Here is a 12,370-nt window from a genome sequence, read left to right as displayed (position 1 = left end):
GTTTCTTATAATGCCCAAATCCATGTGTCCCTATTTGGCACATTCGTTACCGTTAATAACGCGTTTTTGGTTAATCGCTTCAACCTCATCTTTACCGTCGATTCGCATAGTGAGGCTTGTCAGTCGCGTAACTGGTAGGCGTCATGAATATTCCGCATACCGAAGCTGCTGGTGTTCTGCCCCGGATCAGGGTTCCGCGTACCGGAAGGCAGACGCCCGCACCTCGGATGGAGCATAGGCTCCCAATAGATCAGATTCTTCTCGGTGATTGCATTGAATCGCTGCGGCAGTTGCCGTCTGAAAGCGTTGATCTGATCTTTGCCGATCCGCCCTACAATCTTCAGCTTGAAGGCGCGCTGACACGCCCCGATCACAGCCACGTTGATGCCGTGGATGATGAGTGGGATCGTTTCGACAGCTTCGCCGATTATGATCGCTTCACCCGCGAATGGCTTTTCGAATGCCGCCGCGTGATGAAGAAAACTGCGACGCTGTTTGTCATCGGATCATACCACAACATTTTCCGCGTGGGCACGGCTGTGCAGGATCTGGGGTTCTGGGTCCTTAATGACATCATCTGGCGCAAAGCCAATCCGATGCCGAATTTCCGTGGCCGTCGCTTTACCAATGCGCACGAAACTCTCATCTGGGCCTCGCGCAGCGCCGATGCCAAGGGTTACACCTTTCATTACGAAGCCTTGAAGGCGGGGAATGAGGATACGCAAATGCGGTCCGACTGGTATTTCCCCCTCTGCACGGGCGACGAGCGCCTGAAAGACGCTCAGGGCCAGAAGGTGCATCCCACGCAAAAGCCTGAGGCGCTATTGGCACGGGCGCTGCTTGCTGCGACAAACCCCGGCGATGTGGTGCTCGATCCCTTCTTCGGCTCCGGCACCACAGGTGCTGTTGCCAAAAGGCTTGGCCGTCATTTCATTGGCCTTGAACGGGACCCCGTTTATGCCAAGGCTGCGCGTGAGCGCATTGATCAGGTGCAACCGCTTGATCCGATGGCGGTATCAACCGCGCCATCCAAGCGCACCGAGCCACGCATTCCTTTCCTCTCGCTGATTGAGGCGGGTTTGATCAGCGCGGGTGAAATGGTTGTCGATGCGCGTGAAAAGCATCAGGCAATCGTGCGTGCCGATGGCACGCTTGTGGTTGGCCCGGCGATTGGCTCCATCCATAAGGTCGGCGCACTTGTGCAGGGACATCCCTCGTGCAATGGCTGGACATTCTGGCACGTGCGCCGCGAAGGCGCGTTGGTGTCCATTGATGATCTGCGCGGCGATTACAGGACGCGTCATTCAATCGCAGCGTGAGCTAACACTTTGCGCATCACCGTTGGCAGCGCCTCTTCATGAAGAAGAGCGCGCTTCTGCCAGCGGCTTCCTGCTGGCGCTGCAGTAATGGCCGGAATTTCCGCCCGATAAACCGCAAGCTCTAGCGGGAAATGCGTAAATACATGGCGCACAATGCCCGGTAAAATCTTCCATTCGGCCTGGAACGGCGCAAGCGCAATAGCGCCCGTAACATCAAATGCCGGCGACCACTCCGACCCCGGCACCTCCGCCATGCCGCCAAGCAAGCCACGCGGCGGACGATCCCGCAACAATACTTGTCCATCCGCACGCACGGCAACGAAAGCCGCTCCCAACCGCAGTGCGCCCTGTTTCTTGGCTTCTTTCCGCGGAAACGTCTCAGCCGTACCATCGCGGCGCGCCTGACAGGGACCAGACCAGGGACAAAGCGCACAAGCGGGGCGTTTGGGCGTACAGATAGTCGCGCCAAGGTCCATCATCGCCTGCGCAAAATCACCGGGACGATCATGCGGCATCAACGAGAGCGCCAGTGCCCGTATTGTAGGCTTTGCACGTGGTAATGGCTCTTCCAGCGCAACAAGGCGCGACAGCACACGCTCAACATTGCCATCGACGGCAACCGCAGGCTCATTGAAGGCAATCGAAGCAACAGCACCCGCCGTGTAGGCACCAATGCCGGGAAGGGTCAGCAGAGCGCGCTCATCAGCGGGGAAGTGCCCTCCATACTCTTCCGCAACAACCTTCGCACAGGCATGGAGATTGCGGGCACGCGAGTAATAACCCAGCCCAGCCCACGCCTGCATCACCGCCTCAACCGGCGCTGCTGCAAGTGCTTCAACGGTCGGAAAACGCACCAGAAAACGCTCGAAATAGCCCTTCACCGTCTGCACAGTGGTTTGTTGCAGCATGATCTCGGAGAGCCATACGCGATAAGGATCAGCCCCCTCCCCCGCTAACGCACGCCAGGGCAGCACGCGCCGGTGGCGATCATACCAGGCAAGCAAAGAACTGGCGGAGGCGGTTTCCTCAGCAGAAATGAGCGACATTGGTTATCTTGGGTTGGACTATGTTGGATTTTGCACTGCGCGTTGATACCATGTATCGGTATTAGCGTAAGGGATGCTCAAGTAACATCCCCTTCTAACGGACATCCTGATGAATTTTTCATATGCAGACCGGTAAACAAGACAACGTGAGCATCAAACATTCGGCCAGATTAAAGCCTCTGTCCGAATTGGTGGATAAATGCATTGCACCAGCGCTTGCGGCGCAAGGCTTTGCAGCATCCGACGTTGTGCTGGCCTGGCCCGAGATTGTAGGCGAACGGCTGGCACGACACACAGAGCCGATGCGCGTTCTGTGGCCCAGGCGCCATGAGGGTAAACAAGCAGACAGCAAGCGAACTGGCAGCGCCTCAAGCTCTCGTTCTGCAGCATTTAAGGATGCACGCTCGCAACAACCCGCAACCCTCGTCGTACGGGTAACAGGCGCTTTTGCACTGGAACTGCAACATATGGCGCCCGTGGTGATAGAGCGGGTCAACGCGCATTTCGGCTGGCGATGCATTGGCCAACTGGCCTTCCGACAAGGACCAATTACCCGCCGCACTGTCACGGCAATTCCTGAACGCCATCTCAATGAGGCGCAAGAACAGATGGTTCAGCAATCCGTGCGTGAGATTACAGATGATCCATTACGTCATGCCCTCGAAAATCTTGGCCGGGCGGTATTAGCTAAGGGTAACGATTAATAAGACAGGGGCTGAAGGAGAATGCTGAAATACTCCCGCGCCAAAAATGCATCAGGCTGCCTTGGTTGACGAAATGTTAATGAGGCATACGCCTTTCTAAGCGCTAGAGTGTTTTTGCCTGTTGATTCGTACAGCTTTTTGTCCCGGGAGATTGCTTTGGTTCGCCGTATCTTTCCCCGCTTACCGATATCGCCTTCCGTTGAAGCGATGCCTCATACAACCATTCTGGCCACACGCCGCGATCTTTTAGGTCTTGCAGGCGGGTTCATTGGCACTTCCCTCACAGCGGGGCTTTTCCCCCAAGCCACATTCGCGCAGGAACCGGAAAAAGCACCGCCCCCCACGGGCGCCTATGAAGCACATGGCCTTTCAGCATTTGGTGATCTGGAGCTACCAGCGGACTTCAAGCATTTTGGCTACGTAAACCCTGATGCCCCTATCGGCGGCAAGCTCGTGATGCGGGTAACACAGGGTAGCTTGGACACCTTCAACACGCTCAACACCTTCGTCTTGCAGGGCGACCCCGCTGCCGGCATGAGCATGACATTCGACTCGCTTATGGTTGGCTCCGCTGATGAGCCTGATGCGGTTTATGGCCTTGTAGCGCAATCGGTTTGGGTGAGTGAGGACCGCAGACTCTATCGCTTCAAAATGCGGCCAGAAGCGCGGTTCCACGATGGCACGAAGATCACTGCTGCCGATGTGGTATTTTCTTTCGATATTCTGAAAGAAAAAGGCTTGCCCGCCTATCGGTCACTCCTGGCTGAAGCCGAGAAGGCTGTCGCTGAAGCGGATGATGTCGTCACGTTTCATTTATCAGCTGAGCGCGGACGTGACCTGCATCTGATCATTGCAGCACTGCCCATTTTCTCAAAGGCCTACTGGAGCACGCGAGACTTCACCGCCTCTACACTGGAAGCGCCACTTGGTTCGGGCGCCTATCGCGTGGGACGGTTTGAGGTCGGACGCTTCATCGAGTTCGATCGTGTGGATGATTACTGGGCACGTGATATCAACGTGAATGTCGGCCAGAACCGCTTCCAGCATGTGCGTTATGAATATTTCCGCGATGAGCAGGTGATGTTCGAGGCCTTCAAATCTGGCATCATCAACTTTCATGAGGAATATACAGCAAGCATCTGGGCCAATGGCTACAACTTTCCAGCTTTTCGTTCCGGGCAGGTGGTGCGCGAGAAGATCGACATTAGCGCACCGCCCAGTGTTCAAGGGTGGTACTTCAACCTGCGCCGTGAGAAATTCGCTGACCCGCGCATACGCGAAGCCATTGGGTTGGCATTCGATTTCGAATGGACCAATGCCAAGATCATGTATGATTCATACAAGCGTACCACCTCCTTTTTTGAGAACACCCCTCAAGAAGCCGAAGGCTTGCCATCGGCAGAAGAGCTTGTGCTGCTTGAGCCATGGCGCGGCAAAGTGCCGGATGAGGTTTTTGGCGAGCCCTTTATGCCCCCTGTATCAGACGGCTCAGGAAATGATCGCGAACAATTGCGGCGCGCCTTCAAGTTGCTGACAGATGCTGGATACAAGCGTGAAGGCAATGCGCTGCGCCTGCCAGATGGCAAGCCGTTTGAGATTGAGTTTCTTGATAGCAGCACACGGCTGCAGCCGCATACACAGCCATTTCAGGAAAACCTCAAGCGGCTTGGGATCAAGGCAACATCGCGCATTGTCGATCCATCACAATATCAGCTGCGGCTGGAGAATTACGACTATGACATCGTCAGTGTCGCGCGCCTCGCAAGCTTGACTCCGGGGCCGGAGCTGCGGGTTTTCTATGGCTCGCAAGCAGCCAAAACACCCGGCACATTAAATGTCGCAGGCATCAGCGATCCCGCGATTGATGCGTTGATTGCTCACATCGTGAATGCCAAAACGCGCGATGAGGTGACCATCGGTGCGCGTGCGCTCGACCGGGTGCTGCGGGCGGGGAGGTATTGGGTGCCGATGTGGTACAGGGCCGATGAATGGTTGGCCTACTGGAACATCTTCTCACACCCTGATAAACAGCCGCGCTATAGCTCCGGCGCGCCCGGAACATGGTGGTTTGACGCAGAAAAAGCTAAGCGCATCGGCTGGAAGGGCTGAGTAAATGTTTGCCTATATTGCCCGCCGCATCGCATTGATGGTGCCGACGATCCTCGGCATCATGCTGATTGCATTCGTGATTATCCAGTTCGCACCCGGCGGCCCCATTGAGCGCATCATCGCCCAGATGCAAGGCGCTGATAACGGCGCAACCTCACGCATCGGCGGCGGTGGGGGGCGATCTTGGCGGCGGGGGCGGCATGGGTGATGGCGGTGGCTCGCGCTATCGCGGGGCGCAGGGGCTTGATCCGGCATTCATCGCACAGCTTGAAAAGCAGTTTGGCTTCGACAAGCCAGCGCCAGAGCGTTTCTTCAAGATGATCAAGGATTACGCCACCTTTGATTTCGGCAAGAGCTATTTTCGCGATGTCTCAGTGGTATCGCTGATCGGCGAAAAGCTGCCGGTGTCGATCACGCTTGGCCTCTGGATGACGCTGCTTTCTTACGCCATTTCGATCCCGCTTGGCATATCGAAAGCAGTGCGCGATGGATCGAAGTTCGATATCTGGACATCCGGCGTGATTATTATCGGCTATGCGATCCCGAGCTTCCTGTTTGCTATCCTGCTGATTGTTTTCTTCGCAGGCGGATCATTCTGGCAGATATTTCCGCTGCGTGGCCTCTTCTCGGAGAATTTTGCAGAACTGTCGTTCTTCGGCAAAATCACTGATTATCTTTGGCACATCACGCTGCCCATCCTGTCGATGACCCTTGGCGCATTTGCAACCTCGACGCTGCTGACCAAAAACTCATTCCTGGATGAAATCCGTAAACAATACGTCCTCACCGCACGGATGAAGGGTCTTAGCGAGCGCCAGGTCCTCTATGGACATGTGTTCCGCAATGCCATGCTGATCGTTATTGCGGGCTTTCCGGCTGCATTCATCGGCGCATTCTTTGCCGGATCGCTGCTGATTGAAACCATCTTCTCGCTGGATGGATTGGGCCTGTTATCGTTTGAATCTATCGTCAACCGCGACTATCCGGTGGTATTTGCAAATCTGTTTATTTTCTCGCTGCTTGGACTTGCTGTGAACCTGCTATCAGACCTCACCTATACATGGATCGACCCGCGCATTGATTTTGAGACGCGGGAGGTTTGAGATGTCGCACGCTGAGATAACACCTGTTGAAACACCGGGGTTTGTCGCGCCTCCCACGCCTCGCAAAGGCTTGCTGAAGCTATCCCCTTTGAACCAGCGTCGCCTACGCAATTTCCGCGCGCATCGGCGCGGATTCTGGTCGCTATGGATATTTCTCGCGCTGTTTTTCGTTACGTTGGGTGCAGAATTCATCGCCAACGATCGCCCGATCATTGCGTATTATAAGGGCGAGATCCTGTTTCCGGTTTTCGTCAATTACCCGGAAGAAAAATTCGGCGGCTTTCTGGCTCAAACGGATTATCGCGATCCCTTTATTGCGAAAGAAATCGAAGCAAATGGCTGGGCTGTCTGGCCCCCCATTCGCTTTTCCTATCGCACCCATAACCTCGCCATCCCAGTGCCCGCCCCCGCACCACCCACGTGGATGCTGACCAATGCGCAATGCGGTGGCTCGTGCCAGGATATTGAGTGGAACTGGCTTGGCACGGATGATCAAGGCCGCGATGTGTTGGCGCGCCTCATCTACGGCTTTCGCCTGTCGGTACTGTTCGGGCTTATTCTGGCAGGTGTTTCATCCGCAATCGGTATTTTCACGGGCGCGATACAAGGCTACTTCGGCGGCTGGACAGACCTCATCCTGCAGCGAATTATCGAGATCTGGAATTCCATTCCCTCGCTTTATCTGCTGATCATCGTCTCCTCGATTATTACACCGGGCTTTTTCGTGCTGCTTGGCATTCTGCTGCTGTTCTCGTGGGTTTCGCTTGTCGGTGTTGTGCGGGCAGAGTTCCTGCGAGCACGCAACTTTGAATATGTGAACGCCGCGCGCGCCCTGGGGCTATCGGATGCCACCATCATGTTCCGCCATCTGCTGCCCAACGCTATGGTCGCGACGTTGACGTTCCTGCCCTTCGTGCTCAACGGTTCGATCACGACACTGACATCGCTAGACTTCCTCGGCTTTGGCCTTCCACCTGGCTCGCCCTCACTGGGTGAACTGCTGGCGCAAGGCAAAGCCAATCTGCAAGCTCCGTGGCTGGGGCTGACAGGCTTCTTTGTCATCGCGCTGATGCTGTCATTGCTGATCTTTATCGGCGAGGCGGTGCGTGATGCGTTTGATCCGCGCAAGACTTTCTCATAAGGGGAATGCCCATGAACACTCCCCTGCTTTCCGTCAAGGATCTTTCGGTCGCCTTCCGTCAGGATGGGCGTGAAATCCCTGCAGTAAATGGCGTTTCGTTTGACCTTGCGGCCGGTGAAACGCTCGCGCTTGTCGGCGAATCCGGTTCCGGAAAATCGGTAACGGCACTGTCCATTCTGAAGCTGCTGAATTATCCGGCAGCGCATCATCCTTCAGGAGAGGTGCTCTTTAAGGGGCGCGATCTGCTGCGCGTTTCCGAGGATGAGCTGCGCAAGGTGCGCGGTAATGATATCACGATGGTGTTTCAGGAACCGATGACATCCCTGAACCCCCTGCATGTTATTTCACGCCAGATCGGTGAAATTCTGGCCCTGCACAAGGGCCTGACGGGCGAACCCGCGCGCAAACGCACATTGGAGCTGCTGGAACTCGTCGGTATCCGCGATGCTGAAAACCGTCTGGACGCGTACCCGCATCAGCTCTCCGGCGGGCAGCGCCAGCGTGTGATGATTGCGATGGCGCTCGCCAACGAACCAGACCTGCTGATCGCGGACGAACCCACCACCGCACTCGATGTAACAGTGCAGGCGCAGATTCTCGACCTGCTGGCCGAGTTGAAAACGCGTCTCAATATGTCGCTGCTCTTCATCACCCACGACCTTGGCATTGTGCGCAAGATTGCCGACCGGGTATGTGTGATGACGGGCGGCAAGATTGTCGAAACCGGTCCCGTCGCGCAGGTTTTTGACCATCCCCAGCATGCCTACACACAAAAGCTGCTTGCTGCCGAACCCAAAGGCACACCGCAACCCGTGCCTGATGATGCACCTGTGGTGGTGAAGGCGGGGCCGATCAAGGTATGGTTTCCGATCAAACGCGGCTTCTTCCGTAAGACGGTCAGCCACGTGAAGGCGGTTGATGGCGTCTCCATTATGGTGCGAGAGGGTGAAACAGTCGGCATCGTTGGCGAGTCAGGATCGGGCAAGACAACGCTTGGCCTTGCGATATTGCGCCTTATCCGCTCTGAAGGGCCGATCGTGTTTCTGGGCCAGCACATTGATGGATTGCCACGCAAGGCCGTGAAACCTTTGCGGCGTTCGATGCAGATTGTGTTTCAGGACCCCTACGGCTCCCTGTCACCGCGCCTATCAGTGGCGGAGATCGTCGCAGAAGGTCTTGGCGTGCAGCAGAAGGGCCTTTCTGAACAACAAAAACGCGAGCGTGTTGCACGGGCGTTGGTCGATGTCGGCCTCGATCCGGCGGCGATGGACCGTTACCCGCACGAATTCTCTGGCGGCCAACGCCAGCGCATCGCTATCGCCCGCGCGATGGTGCTGGAGCCACGCTTCATTGTGCTGGACGAACCAACCTCGGCACTCGATATGTCGGTGCAGGCGCAAATCGTTGATCTGCTGCGCGATTTACAGCGCACGCGCAAGCTGGCCTATCTCTTCATCAGCCATGATCTGAAAGTGGTGCGGGCGCTCTCAAACTCCGTCCTCGTGATGCAGAACGGGAAGGTGGTAGAGCAAGGGCCGGCTGGTGAATTGTTCGCAAATCCGCAAGCGGCCTACACGAAAGCGCTGTTTGAAGCCGCGTTCTCCACATCAGCGCGTGGAAATCTTGCCACGTCTACGCATGCGACCTGACATGTGCTGCAAAAAAGAGTATGGCAGGGCAAGCAATCATCTTTAAAGGACCTGTCATGAACGGCGTTACCGTTGTCGACCACCCGCTCGTGCAGCACAAGCTTACCCTGATGCGCGACAAAACGCGCTCTACCAAGGGTTTCCGGCAGCTGCTGAATGAAATCGGCATGCTGCTATGCTATGAAGTAACCCGTGATCTGCCGACAGAGCTGGTCGATGTAGAAACACCGATCACCACCATGCGCGCACCAATGCTGGCCGGTAAAAAGCTGGTATTTGCACCAATTCTGCGCGCCGGCGTGGGTTTTCTCGATGCAATGCTTGATCTGGTGCCTTCAGCCCGAGTCGCGCACATTGGTCTTTACCGCGACCCTGAGACGCTGAAAGCGGTGGAATATTATTTCAAGGCCCCTGCTGACGTCACCGATCGTCTGATCATCGTGATCGATCCGATGCTGGCCACAGCGAACTCAGCGATTGCAGCAATTGATCTGCTGAAAAAGCGCGGCGCACGCGATCTGCGATTCATGTGCCTGCTGGCTGCTCCCGAAGGCATTCGGCGCCTGCAGGAAGCGCATCCGGAAGTACGCATCTGGACAGCAGCTATCGACGAAAAACTGGACGAGCACAGCTATATCGTCCCTGGCCTGGGTGATGCTGGCGACCGCATGTACGGCACGCGATAGGATGTATTGATCTACGCACCAGCGTGGCCTGCGAACACAATGGGAAAGAGCGTCTATAGACACTCTTTCTGCAGCTCATCCTGGCACGAAGCTCAACACATCCTGCGGTCTTTTTCTTGCAGCGTTCTCATCGTCGCGTGCTTATTTGCCGTTTGACTTCACCATTCAAGACGCTATCTCTAGCGATAGATTCGCAGCTTTGTGAGTCTGAGGTGTAGAAACCTCTTAAGTACCGGTTGGCATCAACCGAAATGGTGCCTCCCTTGCTCTACGGCCGGGGAGGCGCTGGCGTATGTTCAAGGCTCTGCCCAAAGGCCAGCGCAGCCGTTGTACTTACGGTTTTCTACCTTCCCGGCCACCAGCTGTGTAAACCCTCTGGGATGCGCTTTCTGGTGGCCTCTTTAGCTTGGAAGGGGAGTTATTACCGTGACTGAATATCATCTTGGCGAAAATCTGCTAACGCTTTACGCGCAGCTCACCCCTTGGGTGCAGATAGCAGTTCTGTTGGGTCTATATCTTGGTGTGGTTGCTGTAGCTTATCTATTAAAGGATATCGTGGTTGCCCTCACGCAACCTTTCCTGCATGCGCCACCCAAAATGTTCAAGGAGGCCCCGCATGAAGAATGCCATAAACTGCAACTGGAAATCCTGCAAAAGCTGGATCAGCTGCTGACAAGGAACATCATAAACCGTCACCTTGGCATTCGTTAACATGCATCTACCTTCGCGTTGGAGCGGGTTTAAAACTGCTATATGCAAACCACCTGACGCGAAGCTCAGCATATCCCTGGTGCACAACCTGTTTGGTACTGATTTTTAAAATCAATAAAGTGCGGTACTCACTTTTTTTGCTAGCGCTATAATCTCGCCAATATGAAAAGACATTAGAAGCTGGAATGTAATTTCTACAAACCTTGTTTCGTTTCCCTCTCAGAGCATAAAGGAACACCATGTTTCCGAAGCCCCTGCCCCTGCTCACGCCTAATACCTATGAGTATGAAACGCTTCCGCTGGTAAAGCCCACCGGCTTTCGCGAGTATGATGCGCGTTGGTTGTTCGAGAAGGAAATCAACCTGATGGGCGTGCAGGCCCTGGGGCTTGGCCTCGGACAACTGCTGCACGAAATGGGCGTGAAGCCGGAAATCGTTACTGGACATGATTTCCGCGGCTATTCCTCCTCCATCAAACACGCACTGATCATTGGCCTGATGGCCGCTGGCGTCAAGGTGAAGGATATCGGCCTGGCGCTTTCTCCCATGGCCTATTTCGCCCAGTTTGATCTCGATGTGCCAGCGGTGGCGATGGTTACGGCCTCGCATAACGATAACGGCTGGACCGGTGTGAAAATGGGTGCCGCACGCCCTCTCACTTTCGGCCCCGATGAAATGAGCCGTTTGAAAGATATTGTCCTCAACGGCAAATCAGAAGCCCGGGCAGGCGGTTCTTATGAATTCGTGGAAGGCTTTGCCACCCGCTACATCAATGATCTCACCAACCGCCCCAAGCTCAAGCGCAAGCTGAAGGTGGTGGCTGCATGTGGCAATGGTACGGCAGGCGCATTCGCACCGCAGGTGCTGGAAGCAATCGGCTGCGAAGTTGTGCCATTGGATACCAATCTCGATCACACCTTCCCCCGCTATAACCCCAACCCTGAAGACATGAAGATGCTGCACGCAATTGCGGAAGCGGTGCGTTCGTCAGGGGCAGACGTGGGCCTTGGCTTCGATGGTGACGGCGATCGTTGCGGTGTTGTCGATAACGAAGGTGAAGAAATCTTCGCTGACAAAATCGGCGTCATGCTTGCACGCGATCTGTCGACGCTACATCCTGGTTCCACGTTCGTGGTGGATGTAAAATCAACCGGCCTGTTCCTCACCGATCCAGTATTGATACAGAACGGCATCAAGGCCGATTACTGGAAAACCGGCCATAGCTATATCAAGCGCCGCGTTAAGGAATTGAATGCTTTGGCAGGCTTTGAGAAGTCCGGCCACTTCTTCTTCAACGCCCCAATCGGGCGCGGCTACGACGACGGTCTCGTGACCGCACTTGCTGTTTGCGATATGCTTGATCGCAATCCTGGCAAGTCGATGGCTGATCTTTATCGTGCGCTTCCGCAGACGTGGGGCACGCCAACCATGTCGCCGCACTGCGCGGATGAGGTGAAATATGACGTGGTCGACCGCGTCATCAAGCGCTTCCAGGCATTACAGGCCAATGGCGGACAGGTGGCAGGACAGGCCATTCGTGATCTTATTACTGTCAATGGCGTGCGCGTTGTGGCGGAAGATGGCACGTGGGGCCTCGTGCGCGCCTCGTCCAACAAGCCGGAACTCGTTGTCGTTATCGAGAGCCCAGTATCAGAAGCCCGCACCCGCGAGATGTTCAAGGCAGTTGATGACATCCTGCGCGAAAATGCGGAAGTCGGAGCTTACAATCAGACTTTCTAAGGCTGGCAGCATCAATTTGATACCGTGACAGACAGGTAAAGCTGGGCCATAGAGGGCCAGAATAGAGGCGCGGGAGCAACACCCGCGCCTTTTGCACTTGCGGCACCCCTTTCATCACATGTTTCCGCATAAACGATTCATAAACCATCTGGACAAATGATTC

Annotated in this window: 9 protein-coding genes and 1 pseudogene; 9 read left to right on the top strand and 1 reads right to left on the bottom strand. The window is 55.4% G+C overall.

From position 1 onward, the window contains the following. Nucleotides 1-143: 143 nt before the first annotated feature. On the top strand, nucleotides 144-1,319 hold the full coding sequence (locus tag VRZ32_RS10950) for a site-specific DNA-methyltransferase (protein WP_414525762.1): 1,176 nt from the start codon (nucleotides 144-146) through the stop codon (nucleotides 1,317-1,319). Here VRZ32_RS10950 and mutY read toward each other — a convergent pair. Beyond that, the gene (mutY, locus tag VRZ32_RS10945; protein ID WP_414525761.1) at nucleotides 1,301-2,365 is read right to left on the bottom strand and encodes an A/G-specific adenine glycosylase; all 1,065 of its coding nucleotides are present in this window, start codon (nucleotides 2,363-2,365) and stop codon (nucleotides 1,301-1,303) included. The genes VRZ32_RS10950 and mutY overlap by 19 nt on opposite strands. Nucleotides 2,366-2,511: 146 nt before the next feature. Here mutY and VRZ32_RS10940 point away from each other — a divergent pair, with 146 nt between their 5' ends. The 8 genes and pseudogenes from VRZ32_RS10940 (at nucleotide 2,512) to VRZ32_RS10905 (ending at nucleotide 12,207) form a co-directional block, all read left to right on the top strand. Beyond that, the gene (locus tag VRZ32_RS10940) at nucleotides 2,512-3,069 is read left to right on the top strand and encodes a DUF721 domain-containing protein (protein WP_414525760.1); all 558 of its coding nucleotides are present in this window, start codon (nucleotides 2,512-2,514) and stop codon (nucleotides 3,067-3,069) included. 156 nt (nucleotides 3,070-3,225) lie between these two features. Further along, the gene (locus VRZ32_RS10935) at nucleotides 3,226-5,178 is read left to right on the top strand and encodes an extracellular solute-binding protein (protein WP_414525759.1); all 1,953 of its coding nucleotides are present in this window, start codon (nucleotides 3,226-3,228) and stop codon (nucleotides 5,176-5,178) included. 4 nt (nucleotides 5,179-5,182) lie between these two features. Further along, nucleotides 5,183-6,281 (top strand): annotated as a pseudogene (locus VRZ32_RS10930) (microcin C ABC transporter permease YejB). A gap of 1 nt (nucleotide 6,282) precedes the next feature. Beyond that, the gene (locus tag VRZ32_RS10925; protein WP_414525758.1) at nucleotides 6,283-7,422 is read left to right on the top strand and encodes an ABC transporter permease; all 1,140 of its coding nucleotides are present in this window, start codon (nucleotides 6,283-6,285) and stop codon (nucleotides 7,420-7,422) included. A gap of 11 nt (nucleotides 7,423-7,433) precedes the next feature. After that, on the top strand, nucleotides 7,434-9,071 hold the full coding sequence (locus tag VRZ32_RS10920; protein WP_414525757.1) for an ABC transporter ATP-binding protein: 1,638 nt from the start codon (nucleotides 7,434-7,436) through the stop codon (nucleotides 9,069-9,071). Between the two features lie 56 nt (nucleotides 9,072-9,127). After that, nucleotides 9,128-9,757 carry a uracil phosphoribosyltransferase gene (gene upp, locus VRZ32_RS10915; RefSeq protein WP_414525755.1) on the top strand — a complete coding sequence of 210 codons (630 nt, stop codon included), beginning with the start codon at nucleotides 9,128-9,130 and terminating at the stop codon, nucleotides 9,755-9,757. A gap of 426 nt (nucleotides 9,758-10,183) precedes the next feature. Then, on the top strand, nucleotides 10,184-10,468 hold the full coding sequence (locus tag VRZ32_RS10910) for a hypothetical protein (protein WP_414525754.1): 285 nt from the start codon (nucleotides 10,184-10,186) through the stop codon (nucleotides 10,466-10,468). A gap of 239 nt (nucleotides 10,469-10,707) precedes the next feature. Beyond that, entirely contained in the window at nucleotides 10,708-12,207 is a 1,500-nt protein-coding gene (locus VRZ32_RS10905) for a phosphomannomutase/phosphoglucomutase (RefSeq protein ID WP_414525753.1), read from the top strand. Nucleotides 12,208-12,370 lie beyond the last annotated feature (163 nt).

The organism is Pseudochelatococcus sp. G4_1912, from assembly GCF_047501465.1.
In the GTDB taxonomy this organism is placed as follows: Bacteria; Pseudomonadota; Alphaproteobacteria; order Rhizobiales; family Beijerinckiaceae; genus Pseudochelatococcus.
Note: the sequence above shows the minus strand (reverse complement) of the source record. Positions and strands in the feature narration are given on the sequence as shown.